Annotated in this window: 17 protein-coding genes; 11 read left to right on the forward strand and 6 right to left on the reverse strand. The window is 63.7% G+C overall.

All coding sequences use genetic code 11. The features are described from left to right. Positions 1 to 42 precede the first annotated feature (42 nt). Complete coding sequence (locus tag RAD10_RS11510; protein ID WP_461617571.1) at positions 43 to 627, forward strand: LysE family translocator; 585 nt, start codon at positions 43 to 45, stop codon at positions 625 to 627. A gap of 28 nt (positions 628 to 655) precedes the next feature. Here the strand turns inward: RAD10_RS11510 and RAD10_RS11515 are convergent, their stop codons facing one another. Next, positions 656 to 1720: a ketopantoate reductase family protein gene (locus RAD10_RS11515; RefSeq protein WP_183236972.1), complete on the reverse strand. Its 1065-nt coding sequence runs from the start codon at positions 1718 to 1720 to the stop codon at positions 656 to 658. Between the two features lie 453 nt (positions 1721 to 2173). On the opposite strand from RAD10_RS11515, the gene RAD10_RS11520 reads away from it, so the two are divergent. Further along, positions 2174 to 2539: a hypothetical protein gene (locus tag RAD10_RS11520; protein WP_461617572.1), complete on the forward strand. Its 366-nt coding sequence runs from the start codon at positions 2174 to 2176 to the stop codon at positions 2537 to 2539. Between the two features lie 21 nt (positions 2540 to 2560). Then, a complete protein-coding gene (locus tag RAD10_RS11525; RefSeq protein WP_461617573.1) occupies positions 2561 to 3643 on the forward strand; it encodes an alpha/beta hydrolase family protein in 1083 nt (360 codons plus the stop codon). Positions 3644 to 3731: 88 nt separating this feature from the next. Here RAD10_RS11525 and RAD10_RS11530 read toward each other — a convergent pair whose 3' ends face one another. Then, positions 3732 to 4211: a MarR family winged helix-turn-helix transcriptional regulator gene (locus RAD10_RS11530; protein ID WP_091960789.1), complete on the reverse strand. Its 480-nt coding sequence runs from the start codon at positions 4209 to 4211 to the stop codon at positions 3732 to 3734. Between the two features lie 511 nt (positions 4212 to 4722). Between RAD10_RS11530 and RAD10_RS11535 the strand changes: the two genes are divergently transcribed. Next, positions 4723 to 6294 carry a porin gene (locus RAD10_RS11535; protein WP_091960792.1) on the forward strand — a complete coding sequence of 524 codons (1572 nt, stop codon included), beginning with the start codon at positions 4723 to 4725 and terminating at the stop codon, positions 6292 to 6294. Between the two features lie 687 nt (positions 6295 to 6981). Here RAD10_RS11535 and RAD10_RS11540 read toward each other — a convergent pair. The 4 genes from RAD10_RS11540 to RAD10_RS11555 form a co-directional block, all read right to left on the reverse strand. Then, on the reverse strand, positions 6982 to 7617 hold the full coding sequence (locus RAD10_RS11540; protein WP_091960795.1) for a MarR family winged helix-turn-helix transcriptional regulator: 636 nt from the start codon (positions 7615 to 7617) through the stop codon (positions 6982 to 6984). An 856-nt stretch (positions 7618 to 8473) separates the two neighbouring features. After that, on the reverse strand, positions 8474 to 9799 hold the full coding sequence (fliI, locus tag RAD10_RS11545) for a flagellar protein export ATPase FliI (RefSeq protein WP_461617574.1): 1326 nt from the start codon (positions 9797 to 9799) through the stop codon (positions 8474 to 8476). Between the two features lie 101 nt (positions 9800 to 9900). Next, positions 9901 to 10629: a flagellar basal-body rod protein FlgF gene (flgF, locus tag RAD10_RS11550; protein WP_104461701.1), complete on the reverse strand. Its 729-nt coding sequence runs from the start codon at positions 10627 to 10629 to the stop codon at positions 9901 to 9903. A 3-nt stretch (positions 10630 to 10632) separates the two neighbouring features. Next, positions 10633 to 11418: a DUF1217 domain-containing protein gene (locus RAD10_RS11555; protein ID WP_461617575.1), complete on the reverse strand. Its 786-nt coding sequence runs from the start codon at positions 11416 to 11418 to the stop codon at positions 10633 to 10635. Between the two features lie 143 nt (positions 11419 to 11561). Here RAD10_RS11555 and motA point away from each other — a divergent pair, with 143 nt between their 5' ends. From motA to flgB, 7 genes are all read left to right on the forward strand, one after another. Next, entirely contained in the window at positions 11562 to 12458 is an 897-nt protein-coding gene (motA, locus tag RAD10_RS11560; protein WP_028145751.1) for a flagellar motor stator protein MotA, read from the forward strand. Continuing rightward, a complete protein-coding gene (locus RAD10_RS11565) occupies positions 12455 to 13396 on the forward strand; it encodes a flagellar motor switch protein FliM (protein WP_028145750.1) in 942 nt (313 codons plus the stop codon). Before motA ends, RAD10_RS11565 begins: the two co-directional genes overlap by 4 nt. Beyond that, positions 13377 to 13691: a hypothetical protein gene (locus RAD10_RS11570; protein ID WP_091960813.1), complete on the forward strand. Its 315-nt coding sequence runs from the start codon at positions 13377 to 13379 to the stop codon at positions 13689 to 13691. The genes RAD10_RS11565 and RAD10_RS11570 overlap by 20 nt, the downstream gene beginning before the upstream one ends. Before the next feature lie 76 nt (positions 13692 to 13767). Then, positions 13768 to 14157 (forward strand): flagellar motor switch protein FliN, encoded by a 390-nt coding sequence (gene fliN / locus RAD10_RS11575; RefSeq protein ID WP_461617576.1) that lies wholly within the window; start codon positions 13768 to 13770, stop codon positions 14155 to 14157. A gap of 2 nt (positions 14158 to 14159) precedes the next feature. Beyond that, positions 14160 to 15200: a flagellar motor switch protein FliG gene (locus RAD10_RS11580; protein WP_091960819.1), complete on the forward strand. Its 1041-nt coding sequence runs from the start codon at positions 14160 to 14162 to the stop codon at positions 15198 to 15200. A 13-nt stretch (positions 15201 to 15213) separates the two neighbouring features. Further along, positions 15214 to 16299 (forward strand): flagellar biosynthesis protein FlhB, encoded by a 1086-nt coding sequence (gene flhB, locus RAD10_RS11585; protein WP_461617577.1) that lies wholly within the window; start codon positions 15214 to 15216, stop codon positions 16297 to 16299. Positions 16300 to 16383: 84 nt separating this feature from the next. Next, entirely contained in the window at positions 16384 to 16764 is a 381-nt protein-coding gene (gene flgB, locus RAD10_RS11590) for a flagellar basal body rod protein FlgB (protein WP_461617578.1), read from the forward strand. Positions 16765 to 16770 lie beyond the last annotated feature (6 nt).

The following is a 16770-nucleotide window of genomic DNA, read 5'->3' on the forward strand; positions in this document are numbered from 1 at the left end:
AAGATCAAACCAAGCCTGGGCAGGGGCTGCTAGCTCAGGCGCATGAGCTTCCTGACCTTCTTCACGGCGACCTATTTCCTGCTGGCTGTGCCCGGGCCGACCAACACTTTGCTCGCGACATCGGGCGCAGGGATCGGCATTGTGCGCTCGCTTCATCTGCTTGTGGCGGAGCTCGCCGGCTATCTGCTAGCGATCGCGCTGTTGCGGCTGGCGCTCGGGCCCATCGTCATGGATATCCCGCTCGCGGCCGTCCTGCTCCGCGTCGCGGTGACCATCTACATCCTGTGCCTTGCCGTCATGCTCTGGCGAGTCAACACGCGCGAGCTGCGCGACGGTGCACCGGTCACGTTCGGCCAGGTGCTGCTCACAACCCTGTTGAACCCGAAAGCGCTCGTCTTCGCCTTCCTGCTTCTGCCACTTGGAGCTGGGCCGCTTGAACTGTTGCCCTGGTTGGGCGCGATTGCGCTTCAGATTGTCACCGCTGGCGCCGCGTGGATCACTCTGGGCGCAACGCTCGGCCGCGGCGCGCGCCGTCTCGGGCATCCCGACCTGGTCACGCGCACCGGCGCGGTCACGCTTGTCGCGGTGACCGGCCTGATCTGGCTTCAATCATTCCTGAGCGCGTGAGCGTCGACGTCGCTGGATGCGGCGCGCTTTATTGCGCGCCCGATCCGCCCTGCACGATCTTCTCGTTCAGCTTCAGATCGACGGTCTCGACCGTGCGGTCGATCTCGGCATTGGGCACGCCGAGCTGATGCGAGATCAGCTTCACCAGGAGGTCGACGCGCTCGATGAAGGGCGCCCCGCTCGCGACCGCACGCGCCGCCGATGACGGCTTGAGCAGGCTTTCGGCGGCCTTGGCGTATTTCGCGAACGGCACCTGGTCCTGCGGATCGGCGCCGAGTTTGCGGGCGATGGCGTCGACGTGGTCGTAGATCGTCTGCGAGCGGCTGAGGTCGCCGTGCACGGCGTCGCGGATCGACTGCGGATCGTGCGGCGTGATGCAGCGGTAATTGCCGGTGAGCAGCATCGACCATTTCGCCAGCGGCACGAACAGGGAATCGAACACTTTCAGCTTCACCGGCACGTCGTGGCCGTCGAGCGTCACCGCGTCGATGTCGGCCTCCAGCTCGCGCAGCACCTTGTTGTGCTTCTCGTCGGCGAACACCGACGCCTTGAAGTTGGTGGGCAGGCCCACATGCAGCACGTTGGCGGCTTCTTCCGGCGGACGGAACGCCTGCGGGTCGGGCGAGCACAGCGTCACCAGCCCCGGCTCGAACCGCTCCCACACCTGGGCGTTGGTGTAGGCCTCTTCCAGATCCATGTCGGCGAGCGCCGGGATCCGCTTCAGATAGGGCAGCGGCGGCATGTTCATGATGGACAGGCACGGCAGCTTCGCCGCGGCGATCTTGACCATGAGAACGCGCACGGTGTGGTTGGTGTATTGCGGCTCCTGCATCGCAAGGCCGACCATATCGTAGCGGGAGAGGTCGACATTGGCGGGGGTCACGGCGTCGAGCTTGCCGGGCAGGTTGCGCGAGAAGATCGCCCGGTGCACCGCCTCGTCACGCAGCTTGATGCGCACCTCGGTACCTTCGCGATTGATCAGCTCCGCGGTCTTGGCGCGGCAGACCAGGGTCACATTGTGCCCCGCCATCAGCAGCTTCGTGCCCAGCAGCGAGCCGTAAGAAGCCCCGAGAATCAATATGTTGCGCGCCATATTCCGTCCCTTTGACAATGTGTGTGATTTTTGAGCCCCGGCCGTCATCCGCGGGCGAGTTGCCGGCATGTAAAGCGAAGTGTGCGGGGATGGCAACTGGGATAATGCATACAAGGCGGCGCCGAATTCCGGCGGCCGGGACGGAGTGAGAGCATCCCTCCGGCAATCCTTCCACCCGCCGGCAAGGACCCCGGCTTGCTCGGCGCTCATCGCCCAACTGGTCCTCGCTGTCCCGCCACGTGTGGCGGTCCATCGGCTCGCTCGCATGCGACTTTACCGAATTCAATCCGTCGGATGTTCGCTCATCCCGGCTCGCTGTGAGGCGCGATCGGAGTCGTCACACTTCGCGCCGATGATCGGCACGTCGGTCTCGCTGTCATCTTATCGTCACATCGCAATCGGCGTCGATGAAGCGGCAATCCGCCGCATCTCTCACCATATCGTGCTTTCACAATGCCGGCCTACGCAGGCATGTATTTTACGTCGGCGAAGCGACGTCATTTCGCTTCGCCGATCGCAACAAGAAACGACAAGGCCCGCATCGCAAGTCTGATCGCAAGGCTGGCGGAGTGCGCGGCAAACAACTGTGTTCAGCGATGGAGCTGGGACGTGACGATTGAGTTGGGGCGGCCTCGACCTCGTGCCGAAGCGGGTTGGCGGGGAATGGCGGCGAAAGACGTCGATGCGGCGGGCAGCATCGACAGGCGCAAGCGCGATGGACGCGATCAGGGGCGGCAGCGATCGCATCCAGCAGATTTGCAGGGTGCTGCGCAGAACGCGAAGCCGGCAGGTCTGGGCGCAAGTCCGGGCACCCGTTGACGGCGCCGCTCGGGGGCTGACATGGAAGGTGATCATTGGCCGCACGGCTCGTGCGACGGCGCCGGGCAAAGCCTGGCGCGCTTGCGGGATCGCGCGTCCCAATTTTTCCAAAGCCTGTCCGTCGCGGAGCTTGGGCGTGAGACGCACCGGCATCTGTGGATTTCGGACTGGTTGAAGGTCGCGGACGACTACCGGACCTTGGCCGAATCCGCGCACCAAAACCGTTCCGCCTGGGTTTCGCGGGAAGCGTGGCTGTGTTCGCTGACGGCCCTCGAAGTCGTCAGACGCTTGTCTTGTCCGGAAGATGTCGAAAGTGCCGGCCTCGCAGACGAGGTCGGCATCAGCCTGCGAGGTTTCGAGGCGGAGGCCGGACTGGCGATCGAGCGGGTCAAGATTGATTGCTTCGACCAAGGGGCGCTGGCCGGCTTCTTTCTGCCGGCGCTCCATCGTGGGACTTCCGCGCCGACGGTCATCTGCCTCAGTGACGAGGACATCACTCTGGGCTCGATGATGAGCAGGCTGTTGCCGGCCTCACTCTGCGGGACCATGTCGCTCCTGTTCGTCGATGCCGGCAATTCAACCGTGCATCGCTCCTTCAAGCCGGAGCACAGGCTTCAGTGCTGGTTGGACTATCTGGAGGCTCGCCCCGATGTCGATGCGCGGCGGATCGCAATCTATGGCGAAGGGGAGGGGGCCTCTCATGCGTCCCGCCTTGCCCTCTCGGATCGCAGAATAGCGGCCGCCGTGTGCGACGGCGGCCTTTTGACGCCGGTGATGCGTCGAGCATCGCTTCGCTGGATGACCGGTTTCGGGCAGGCGGTCCCTGACGGAGCCTCGACGGGGTCGCTGCCGCCGTCGCGTCGACTCCCGTGCCCGCTGCTCATGGTCGTCGGGAGCCGCTCCATGATATGGGAGCAGGATGCCCTCGATCTGCAAGCCGGCTATCGGCAGACCGGAGCCGATTGCTCGGTCGTGGTGCCCAACAATGTCCGGCACCCGCTCGGCGAGGTCGAGAATTTCATTGCTGTCGACGACTTCGTCTTCGAATGGCTCGGCAGCAAGCTCGGAACGGCCCGTCAGCTTGACCCCGTGACCTACCTCTAGCCTCAGGGGACATCGTATTTGCGAGCGGTTTTTGCGGCCATGGTTCGGGACGTTCGCTGAGGCGATCGTCTCGAAGCCGCAGCGTGCGTCACGACACGTCGATAGCCAGCAATCGTGCCGCCAGCCGGGCGTTCCTGCCGATCGTTGCGAGCGCGGCATTCAGTTCAGCCAGGGTCTTCTCGTCGAGCTCGTTGAAGATGGTCGAATTCAAGGCGAGCTTTCTCTTGGACAGTTTTTCGATTTCCGTCGTGGCCTTCTCCGTCAGCGACATCAGAACGAAGCGGGCATCGTCCGGTGCCGGCCGCCGCGACAGGAAGCCGCCCTTTTCGAGGCTCTTGGTCTGGTTGGTCACGAAGGCCGGGTGGACCCGCAACTTGTTCGCGATGTCGATGCCGGCGACGCCGCGCCCGTCGTCCAGTTCGGTGATCGCCATCAAGATCAGCCACTGCGGCTCGGTAATGCCCAGCAGTCCGGCCCAGCAGGTATGGATGTCCTCCAGCTGGGAATGAATTTCGACGACGTTCCAGATGAAGTCCGTAATCGCCCTGTCGAGTTTTTTCTCGATCATGTGGCTGCCCCCCGTTTCCCTCAGTTCACTCTTTTAATGGGATATTGGGGAATCGTCTCGCATATCGCGCATAGACAATTGTGGCGGACACCGCGCGGTGGAAACGGTTCGACGGTTTAGTACTTGCAAAAAGCAATTAATTAAATTACGTCTCGCAGCACTCAATCTTTGCTGCTCTTGACCCTGTCGATGGACAGCGATGTGAGACCTCCAAGAAAGCCCTCGGGATGCCCCCTGAGGGCTTTTTCGTTTTGGATTAAAGAGTTAGTTGCCGTTCCGACGGCCTCTGTTGCCATCGGGCAACATCTCTGACGGAAGTTACGATTCACTAAATCAATAAATTGAGGCCGTTGTTTTTATAAACTATACGTGAAGCTACGACGGAGGGGGGGCACCTCACTGTCGTTTCAGTCCGGACCTTCAGTGCGGACCTGAATTGAACGGAAATTAAGTGGGTCAAGCGGCGTCCTCCGAGGAGCCGAGCCCCCTGAACCGACCTGGAGGTTTACTAATGAAGTTGACGAAGACGCTCTTTCTCGGCTCGGCTGCCGGCCTGATGGCCGTCTCCGGGGCGTTCGCAGCCGATCTCCCCGTGAAGGCCAAGGCCGTCGAATACGTGAAGATCTGCTCGCTGTACGGCGCGGGCTTCTACTACATCCCGGGCACCGACACCTGCATCAAGCTGGGTGGTTATCTGCGCGCTGAAGTCGCGTTCAACACCAACAGCAACTACGGCATTTCGAACGGCTCTCCGGCCGGTGCGCACAACCGCCTCAGCAACTACTACCAGATGCGCGCTCGTCAGGATCTCAACATCGACACGCGCACCGCGACCGAATACGGCGTCGTCCGTACCTTCTTCGACGGCGTGTTCACCTGGACCACCGGTGGCTATCAGGGCTCCGGCTCCGCGACGGGCGGCACGGTCTATACCGGCAACCTCGGCCTCAACACCTCCGGCGCGACGCCGGCGCTCGTTGGTTCGTCGATCAACGGCACCGACGGCAACACCTCGGGCGGTTCGCTCGGCGTGTACTACGCCTTCATCCAGTTCGCCGGCTTCACCATGGGTAAGGCCGTGTCGCAGTTCGATGCGCCCTGGACCAACTATCCCGGCAACAACATCGACAGCCTCGTCGGCGGTTCGGGCACGGTCACTGGTGTCAACCAGTTCACCTACACCGCTGACTTCGGTCAGGGCGTGACGGCTTCGTTCTCGGCTGAAGACGCGACGGCCTACTACCAGGCCGGCAACGTGAACCTGACCGGCGCGACCGTCGGCAGCATGGTTGGCGGTACGTACGGCACCAACGCCATCGGCGGCTCGCGTTCGCCGAACCTCGTCGGTATGGTCCGTGTCGACCAGGCCTGGGGCATGTTCCAGGCGTCGGTTGCTGCGCATGACAACCACGTTGCCTATTACGGCGCGACCGAAGCCACCGGTCACCCCGACGACAAGTGGGGTTGGGCGGTTCAGCTCGCTCTGTCGATCAAGAACATCCCGACCGGTGCGGGTGACGTGATCAACATTTCGGGCGTCTACACCGACGGTGCGACCCGCTACAACTTCCAGAACCTGGCGGGCAGCAGCTACTCGATGTTCGGCAGCTCGGGCGTTGCCTATCAGAGCGTCGGCTTCGCCTATGCTCCGGACACCGTGTTCGTCACGGGCGGCCAGCAGGAAACCGTCAAGACCTGGGGCTTCCGCGGTGCTTACACCCACAACTGGGATCCCTACTGGAACACCGCGCTGTACGGTGCCTACGCTCAGGCGCAGTACGGCTCGGTCGCCAAGACCGCTCTCTGCGGCGCTGGCGGTGCAGGCGGCGTGTTCGGCGGTCTCGCCGGTGTCACGGGTTGTAACCCTGACTTCGCCGTCGGCCAGGTCGGTATCATCACCCGCTGGACCCCGGTCAAGAACCTGACGTTCTCGGGCGACCTGAACTGGACCCGTCTCGACCAGAAGTACTCGGGCACGGTCGGTTACGCCGGTGCCGGCACGACGGCCAAGCCGGCCGCCCTGTACGAGCTGAAGGATCAGGACAGCGTCACCCTGCTGCTCCGCGCCCAGCGCAACTGGTAAGATCTTTCGAACCACGTGATGAACACCCGGCGGGAAACCGCCGGGTGTTTTTTTGTGCGCCCATCCCGCGTGATGCCTGACGCCCCCGTTGCCCGGATCGAGCCAACGGGTCGCGCGAATGCGCTGCCCGATGGTGCAGGGACCGCTCGCCCCGCATCGCGCGCCGTCCGGATTACGCTGGCGCTCCATCCGGGCTACGGCACCGAGCCTGTTTCGCCGCTCTGAGAATCGCGGTGCAAATATTTCGATCTACCGAAATTCGGTTTCGGCGACAGAGGTGATTGCAGGACGCTCAATCATTACGAGGAGCTGCGACAAAATTGCGAAGCAATTTTGCGCTGGCGATGAAGCAATCCAGAATCCTTCCGTGGAAAGACTCTGGATTGCTTCGCTGCGCTCGCAATGACGGCGTGGAGAGAGCGGGCGTCATAGCACTACTCGCGTGCCCCGGACGCTGCGCAGCGTCTCCTGGCGATGCGAAGCATCGTCCAGCAGAACGGTGCGCTGCAGAGCCGGGACCCATCTATCCGCTTCGTGCCGTATTGCGCTGGTCCCCGGCTCTGGCAGCAACGCTATCAGCGTTGCGGCTTGTCCGGGACATGAGACTGCATGCGTCTTTCCGAGACAGGCGCTGCGCAGTTGTCCGCGGGCTGTGCCGCAACCCCTCGCGCGGAAATTGCATGCGTCTCAGCCCTGGCTTGCCATCCGCGCGCGGTCGAGATGCTCCTCGATCTTGGGGCGGTCGCGGGTGCGCTCGAAACTGGTGCACAGCAGTTCGGTCTCATCGAGCGAGACCGGAGCGCGATACAGCCGGCACATGAATTCGGCGCTCGCGCGACCTTTGGAGGTGCCCGGGCCGCGTTCGGCGAGAAACATGCAGTCCCGGCAGACGCTGGCATCGAGCCGCTGATGGGCCGCGTCGAGGTGATTGAGAACTTCGCGGAGCGAGTCGCGCAGCCTGACGCATTCGTCGTTTCCAAGCGAGGTGACCGCATTGACCACGTGATTGATCGGGTCGTGCTGGTTCAGGCATTTCTCGCCCTGGGCGGTGACGTGCAGGACGACAGAACGCTTGTCCTCTTGCGACGGCTTGCGCACCAGAAAGGATTTGCTCTCCAGTGTCTTCACGATCTGCGATGCAGTTGCTCTGGTGGCGCCGATGAAGCCGGCCAGCGCGGATGGCGTGCGCGAAAACCTGTTGGCGCGGCCGAGAAAGCGCAGCGCCATCCATTCGCGATCGCGCAATCCATGCTGATTGCCTTCGAAATACCAAGCCCTCGCCGCCTGAACCAGCAGCTCGACGGCTTCCCGTGCCAACGGCATGAATCTACCTCGTCCCCGGAACTTCGTCTGCGGCGCCCCGAAGCCGCTTTGCACCCTGGCCCGCGAAACCTTCGAAAGACATCGAACGGCTGCAGCTGTCCGGCGAATGCGTCGTGTCGAGCTCTCGTTCGTAGGAACGAATTATAGCGCGGCCGACCTGGACCGATGCGCGTCGCGTGCTTCGGAGTGACGAACTGCGTCGTTGGCATCCCAACAGCGTCGTCGCACGGGAGCCCGAGTTGCCGTCGCCAGCCGACGATGGATCGGAATAGTTCAACCGAAGCCCCTGAGTTCAAGTCACACGCAGACGTTTCTTATATTCCGTTGAAACGATGAATGAGCTTCTCAACAAAATCAAGTAGAGACGCTCGCGCAGCCCAGATGTCGTTGCAGGCGAATGTAACGTTCAAGACAATCTCGCTCACCGGGACACATGATAGTGAACGCAATACGCTGCCCGGCAAGCAACATGCACTCAATTCTGCGACGCCATGATTGCACGGCATCCTGCTGACCGTGATCGACGCAAATTGATCGAAGCTTGTGCATGACGACGATGAGTTCGGCACGTCATCCACAACTTGTGGGTGGAGCCGGAGAATCGTCAAGGGAACTCGGAGGAATTGCACGCGCCGGTTGTTGATCGTTATGCTCGCAGAATCGCCGGTGCGGTCGCTTCCGGCGCGGTCGTCCGCTGCTCTCACCCGAGTGGTGGCGGCGCTCAGGACGGAAAACGGGCGACGGCCGTGCGGCGCATGCGCCGGCGGCGTGGCGGCATGCGCAATCTCCTGTCGAAAACAACGGGCAGGAGCGGGATAGCGGCGCATGTTGCCGGCGGTCGCGGCCTCTCGCCCTGCTATTCGCCCTTGAGCATGTCCCGCAGCTCGCGGAACGGATCGGCACTCGGGGGAGCCGAAGCGTCTTGCCGCATCGCGCCGTAGATTCTCGGAACCATGTCGACCGCCTGGTCGAGGCCCGAATCACGTCCCGACTGATAGCCGCCCATCAGGCGAAGGTCGCGCGTGTCCTCGTATTTGGCGATCAAGGCGCGCAGCTTGCTGACCAATTCGCGCTCTTCGGGATCCCAGACGTTGTGGGCGAGGCGCGAGACCGAAGCCAGCACATCGACGGCTGGATAGCGCGCCTGGTCGGCAATGTGCCTGGAGAGCACGATGTGCCCATCGAGCGTGCTGCGAATGGTATCGGCGATCGGCTCGTTGTGATCGTCGCCGTCGACCAGCACCGAGAAGATCCCGGTGATGGTGCCGGAACCTTCCTCGCCGGGTCCGGCCCGCTCCAGGAGGCGCGGCAGATCGGTGAAGACCGTCGGCGCGTAGCCGCGAGCGACCGCAGGCTCGCCGGCGGCGAGCGCGACCTCGCGGGCGGCGTGGGCGAAACGCGTGATCGAATCGACCATGAGCAAGACCGATTCGCCCCGGTCGCGGAAATATTCCGCGACCGCCATAGCCGTCTTCGGCGCCAGCCGCCGCATCATCGGGCTTTCGTCGCCGGTCGACACGATGGTGACGGCGCGCTGGCGATCGTTGCCCAGCACATCCTCGATGAACTCGCGCACCTCGCGGCCGCGCTCGCCGACCAGGGCCAGCACGACGGTATCGAATCCCTGGCTGCGGGCGAGCATCGCAAGCAGCGTCGATTTGCCGACGCCGGAGCCGGCAAAGATGCCGACGCGCTGGCCGGCGCAGATCGGCGCGAACAAATCGATGACGCGTACTCCGGTGCGCAGCGGCTTGTGCACGCGTGCGCGCTTCATGGCCGAGGGCGCCTCAGTCTCCGCCGAGACCGCCTGTGGGCCCGGCGTGAGGGGCCCCAATCCATCCAGCGGCGCGCCGAGGGCGTTGATGACGCGACCCTTCCAGCTCGGATCGGGCGCGAACGACAAGGGCGGCATCCGGTAGGCGACCGAGCCGAGGCCGCCGGCGAAGTGCCGGTCGAACGGCTTGGCGATGATGCCCTCGCTGTCGATTCGCACCACCTCGCCGATCTGCGGCTTGCCGCCCGAATTGACGCCGATGAGCTCGCCGAGCCTGACGAAGCGCGACAGGCCGGAGACGCGGAAATGCGTCGGCGCGATCTCGGAGATCGCGCCGCTGACGCTTGCCAGGGGAGTGCTCTGCTGAAGCTCCAGCAGCGCCCACTCGAGTTGCCGAAGAGCGTTCAAGGAAACCGTCCAACCTCAATCTAAAGCATGATCCGGAAAAGTGTGCAGCGGTTTTCCGAAAAGATCATGCTTGAACAACAAACAAAAGCGCGGGGCGCGGTCTACTTGCCGGGTTCGCCCAGCGTCCGGATGGCGTTCTGCAGCGAGCTCTCGGTGCCCTCGATCATCGAATTGGTGCCGTCGAAGGCGCGTGAGGCCGCGATCAGCTTGGTCAATTCCATCATCGGATTGGCGCCGGAGCCCTCGACATAGCCTTGCTTGAACCCGTCGCGGGAGAAATCGGCGATGGCGCTCGCAGGCCGGTCCGGCGTCACGCCGGAGTTGCCGTAGCGCTCGAGATTGGCATCAGCGGGGATGTTGAACAGGCCGATGGTGCCGATCTCGTTGTTGTCCTGGGTGATCGCGCCGCTGCGCGAGATCGAGACCGGTCCGCCGTTCGGGTCCAGCGTGATCTGCGCGCCGCCGGAATCGACGACGGGAAAGCCGCTCACGGTCTGAAGATCGCCGTTGGCGGCGATCTGGAGCCGGCCGTCGCGGGTGTAGACCGTGCCGTTGGGACCTGCGAAGGCGATCCAGCCCTGGCCGACCACGGCGACGTCGAGCGGATTGCCGCTCTCGGTGATGTTGCCTTGCTCGCGCGAGATGATGTTGTCGCCGGGCGAGGAGAAGGCGACCGGGTTCGCGCCCGCCTTGGACAGCACGGTCTCGAACTTCACCACGTCGGTGCGGAATGCCGCCGTGTTGACGTTGGCGACGTTGTTGGCGATCGTCTGGAGGCGCTTTTCGAGAGCGACCTGGGCCGACAATCCCACATAGAGGGCCGATTGCATGATCTACTTTCCGAACCGGAGGGACTGAAGTTTCGAGAGCATGTCGATATCCATGCTGGCCGAGTTGGCGCCGCCGATCAGGACCAGCGCGGGATTGGTCGAGCTGTTGCTCTGGGCCTGGGTCGCATCCCACATCGCCGCGAAGCGCTGCACGAATTTGGTGACCTTGGCCGGGTCCTGGAAATCGGTGAGCTTGACTCTGTTCGTGATCATCTTGGCCTGGGCGTCGATGTTGGCCGCGCTGATCGTCGAGGGCAGGCCGAGCGCGGTCTGAACCACCTGCGTCAGCGCCTTGTCCGCCAGCACCTGGTAGGCGGTCGTGATCGTGGACGCCTTGCGGGTGAAATAGAGCGCCAGCCGTAGACCCTCGTTCTGGTCGCCGGCCTTCTGCTCCATCGTCTGCGTGACGTAATGGGTCGCCGTCCCAGTCGTCGCCTGGGTGGTCTTGGTTGCGTTGCTGCCGAGGGCGGCGAAATTGAAGGCGGTGGCGAATTCCCGGTAGCGGGTGTCGGTCAGCTTGTTGGCGAAGGTGTTCTTGTTCCCGACACCCTCGGTCAGCACCTTGCGCATGAACGCCTTGGCGTAGGTCATGTCGCTGAGGCCAAAGGCCTTCATCGCGTAGGAATAGAGGCGATAGTCCTTCAGGAAGTCGTCGATCGTCTTCACGTTGCCGATATGGCTCAGGAAGTAGTCGGTCTCGCGGCTGACATCCGGCTGTGTCGCGACCTGCGTCAGCGATTTGCCCATGTCCTTGGTCAGTCTGGTGTAGTCCGCGATGGTGGATAGCATGACACGCGCCCCTCTGGCCGCTGTTGCGACGCCGCCCCAAGCTGCCGCCGATTGCTTGCGCGGGGCTGGCGAGGCGGGAAGCCAGCTTCGCGCAAGGCTCGCCGACTAGATATTCCCGGTGGGATTGGCGATGGAGCGGCGCGTTGGGCAGTTTCGTGGGGATTTTCATCACGGTAGCGGCGCTGCTCGGCGGATTTGCCGCGATGGGCGGGCATCTGGCCGTGCTCATGCAGCCGTGGGAGTTCGTCATCATCATGGGGACCGCGGTCGGCACCTTCATCGTCGCCAATCCGTGGAAGACGGTGGTGGATACCGGGGTTGCCTGCATGCAGGCCATCACCGGCGCGGTGCCCGGCCAACGCTACTACCTTGATCTGCTCGGCGCGCTCCACGCCCTGATGCGCGAGCTCAGGGGCAAGGGCCGCAACGAGGTCGAGGCCCATATCGACGATCCCGCTTCCTCCGAGATATTCAAGGCGTTTCCCAGCGTGCTCGGGGATCCCTCGCTGCTCCAGTTCATCTGCGACTACGTCCGCCTCATCATCATGGGCAACGCGCGCACGCACGAGATCGAGGCGCTGATGGACGAGGAGATCCACACCATCGTGAAGAGCAAGCTGGCGCCCTATCATGCGCTGGTGACGGTGTCCGAGGCGCTGCCGGCGCTGGGCATCGTCGCCGCCGTGCTCGGCGTCATCAAGGCCATGGGCGCGCTCGACCAGTCGCCGAAGCTGCTGGGCGGCTTCATCGGCGCGGCGCTGGTCGGCACCTTCGCCGGCATCTTCCTGTCCTACGGCGTCCTTTCGCCCTTCGCGATCAAGATCAAGATGACGCGCGAGAAGAAGTGCCGGCCCTACATCATCGTCAAGCAGACGCTGCTGGCGTTCATGAACGGCGCCATGCCGCAGATCGCCGTCGAGCACGGCCGCAAGATGATCGCGAGCACCGAGCGGCCGTCGATCGACGTCGTCGAGAACGAGACCATCGCAGGTCCCAAGGCCGTCGTCACCGAGCCCGAACCCAAGGCTGCCCGCGCATGATGATGGAAGACGTCGAGGTCGATCAGCGCAAGCAGCTGCCGAACTATTTGCTGGACGCGGCCGGCATATCGATCGAACGCATGCCGATGCTCAATGTGATCTTCGATCGCATGGCGGCATCGTGTACCGACAGCCTGCAGCCGATGGCGGGAACGCCCTGCTATTTCTCGGTCAACGGCATCACCAACGATCCACTCGGCGACATTATCAAGGACTACGAGGGCAACGCGGTCGCTGCGGTGCTCTATGCCGAGCAGTGGGACTCGCGCGTCATCATCATGCTGGACCGCGACTTCGTGTTTACGATGGTCGAGGCGATGTTCGGATCCGACGGCGCGGAACCGCCGCTCGATGTCGAACGCACTTTCTCGAACATCGAGATTCGCCTGGTCCAGGCACTGTTCGAGCGGTTCGCCAAGGCGCTGCAGAGCGCCTTTGCCGGCACGTCGAACGTCACCTTCCGCGTCGAGCGGGTCGAGACGGCGATGGCCTCGCTGGCGATCGGGCGCGCCAGCAACATGTCGATCTGCGCGAACATGATGGTGCAGGCACTCTACCGCGGCGGCCAGATGTTCCTGATCATTCCGCACTCCGCGCTCAACCCGCTCAGGCAGAAGCTCGCTCACGTCGTCGTCAGCGACGGCCGGGCGACCGATCCGCGCTGGCGCGAGCAGATGGAGAGCGAGGTCCACCGCACCGAGGTGACGCTGAGCGCGGTGCTCGACGAGAAGATGATTTCCCTCGAGGACGTCGTGAAATTCAAGGTGGGGCAGGTGCTCGAGCTGGAGGCGACGCCGCGCACGCTGGCGCGCCTCGAGAGCAACAATCAGGTGCTGTTCTGGTGTCAGATCGGCCAGCTCGATGGCTATTACGCCATGCAGGTGGCCGATCCCGTGGATCAGAAACGGGAGTTCGTCGATGATATCCTATCTCGTTGATGCCGTGCTGTTGATCGCGCTCGCCTTCACCAGCATGCGGGTGACCCGGATGCACCGCGAGCTGGCGCGGCTGCGCAGCTACCAGGGCGAATTCTCCACCATCGTCCACGAGACCGCGGGCGCCTTCGACACTGTCATCACCGCGGCGCATGATTCCACGGCCAATCTCGGGCGCCTCGCCAACGTGCTGACCACCAAGATCGATCAGGCCCATGAGGCGATCGCGGCGCTCGATGCGAGGAGCGGGCTCACGTCGGCCGCGACCGCAGGCGGCGCTGAGGTGAACAAGCACTGAAGCGAGAGCCGACAGAACCAATACGAGCGGAACGCCAAGGCGCTCCGGGAGCGGAAAGACCAAGAGGCGATACCAGATGGCGCAATCCTTCGACTATGAGTCTGCCACGCGAGCACCGGCCGCCGACGAGGGCCATTCCGAAGCGTCTCCGTTGGAGCGGCTGGCGGAGATCGCCGCGCGCACGGCGGAGGAGAGCGGCAAGTTCGCCAATGTCGATGCCATCCTGCGCATTCCGGTCACCATGCAGGTGGTGCTGGGATCGGCGACCATTCCGGTGGCGAATCTGATGAAGCTTGGACGCGGCGCGGTGGTTCCGCTCGACCACCGGGTCGGCGAGCCCGTCGACGTCGTCGTCAACGGCCGCATCGTCGCCCGCGGCGAGGTGGTAGTCGTCGAAGAGGACAATTCCCGCTTCGGCGTCTCGCTCACGGAGATCGTCGGGCCGCTGGGGCAGGGTGACAGCTGACCATGGCGGCACAGGTCGGCATCGCTCCCGTCAAGCAGCGAGGCGTTGCCACGCTGGGCGGTACGGAAAAAGTCGCGGCGCTCCTGCTGGCCATGGGCCGGCAGGCGGCCGCGAGCGTGCTTGCGCAATTCGAGCCGCAGGACATTCGCATCGTTACCAAGGCCGCGGCCGAGCTGCGGCCGATCACGGCGCAAGAACTCGAATCCATCGTCGAGGAGTTCGCTCAGCAATTCTCGATGGGCGCGAACATTCTCGGCACCCTCGGTGGCTTGGAGGCCGTGCTCGGCGACGTGCTTCCAGCCGACCAGGTGTCGGCGATCATGTCGGACCTGCTCGGCAATTCGAGCCGGTCGGTGTGGGACCGTGTCTCGTCGGTGTCCGAAAACTCGCTCGCGAGCTACCTGTCCAAGGAGCATCCGCAGACCGCGGCGCTGATCCTGTCCAAGGTCAAGCCGGCCTGCGCCGCCAAGGTCATGAGCCAGCTGCCCTCGAGCCTGCGCAACGAATTGATGCGGCGCGTGCTCAGCCTCAAGCCGATCGCCGACGACGCCATGAGGGTGCTCGAGAAGACGCTGCACGAGGATCTGACGCTGAACTTCGCCCGCAACCTCGGCGCCGACACCTACGCCCGCGTCGCCGACATCATCAACAAGATGGAGCGCGGACATATCGAGGACATGCTCAAGAGCCTGTCGGAGAAGCGGCCGAAGTCGGCCGAAGTGCTGAAGGAGCTGCTGTTCACTTTCGACGACGTCATCAACCTGGCGCCGAAGGCGCGCACCATGATCTTCGACCAGGTGCCGACCGATCGTATCGTCGTCGCGCTGAAGGGCACCGACAAGCATTTCCGCGAACTGATCCTGTCCGCGGTCGCCTCGCGCGTCCGCCGCGTCGTCGAGCACGAGCTCGCCATCGGCGAGCCGTCGAACCAGCGCGACGTGCTGGAGGCGCGCCGCGTCATCACCGACCTCGCGCTCGACCTCGCGGAGAAGGGCGAAATCGAGCTCAACCCCGATCAGGAGGATGAGCTGGTCTTCCGCTGACCGCTGAACGGGCATGGCAGAATCATCCGATCAGGAGAGCAAGACAGAAGAGCCGACCGAGAAGAAAGTCCGTGATGCGCTCGAACAGGGCAAGATCCCGGTCTCTCGGGAGGCCTCTATTTTCGCCTCGATGGCTGCGCTGATGGTCATTCAGGCGTTCTTGATCGGCCAGGGCGTGCAGCAATTGACGCCGACGTTGAAGAACCTCCTGGACGATCCGGAAGGCTTTCCGCTCTCGACCGGCGCGGACGCGCAGAACCTGCTCACCGTGGTCGGCCTTGAGGCGCTGCGCTTCCTGGTGCCGCTGGTCGTCACCCTCGGGGCGTTCGGACTCGCCGCCTCGCTGCTGCAAAACGCACCGCGTCTGGTGCTGGAGCGCATCAAGCCCGACCTGTCGCGAATCTCACCGATCAGCGGCTGGAGCCGTCTGTTCGGAACGCAGGGACTGGTCGAGTTCGCCAAGTCGCTGTTCAAGCTGGCCGCGGTGACCTCCGTGGTCGCCTTCGTGCTGCGCGCGTCGGAGGCGAAGGCGTTCGAGGCGATGTACACCGATCCGGTTGCGCTGCCGGAGATGATTCTCAACATCGCGATGCGGATTGTCTCGGCGATCTGTATCGCGACCATCGTCCTGGTGGCGATCGATCTCGCCTGGGCGCGCTTCCACTGGCGGCGCCAGCTGCGCATGACCAAGCAGGAGATCAAGGACGAGCACAAGCAGGCGGAAGGCGATCCGCTGATCAAGGCGCGCCTGCGCTCGCTGGCGCGCGACCGCTCGCGGCAGCGGATGATCGCGTCCGCATCGCGCGCGACGCTGGTGATCGCGAATCCGACGCATTTCGCGATCGCGCTGCGCTACAAGCGCGAGGAAAATCCCGCGCCGCTCGTGGTGGCCAAGGGCATGGACGTGATCGCGCTGAAGATCCGCGAGGTCGCCGAGCAGAACCGGATCCCCGTCATCGAGAACAAGGCGCTGGCGCGCGCGCTCTACGAGGCGGTGCAGGTCGATCAGGTGATTCCGGCGGAGTTTTTCCGCCCCGTAGCCGAGATCATCTACTTCCTGCAGTCGAAGCAGGCGCCGCGAACCGAGAAGGTTCAGTAGAATTCCGAGGACGACGTCCTGCCCAACAGCTTGACGAAAGCTTAACGCCCTAGGCTTGCCCCAACGGACAATAACGGGGCTGTCGTGGGACCGCTTTATCTCTTCGAACTCGCATCGTCGCAGGCGCGCTATCTCGAGCTCCGCCAGTCGACCATTGCCACCAACGTCGCCAACGCCAACACGCCGGGTTTCAAGGCGCGCGACGTCGAGCCCTTCAACAAGGTGCTCGATGGCATGCCGGTGAGGCTTGCCATGACGTCGCCGTCGCACATGCAGCTGGCCGCGGCCGAGACCGACACGCGGGCGACCGCGAAGAAGGACAGCTGGGAAGTGGTTCACTCCGGCAACTCCGTCAGTCTCGAACAGGAAATGATCAAGGGTAGCGACGTCAGTCGCGATTACTCGATGAACTCGGCAGTCGTGCGGTCGTTTCACCGCATGCTGCTGTCGAGTGCGAAGAGCTGAGGTGAA

The sequence above is a fragment of the Bradyrhizobium sp. 23AC genome (genome assembly GCF_054863025.1).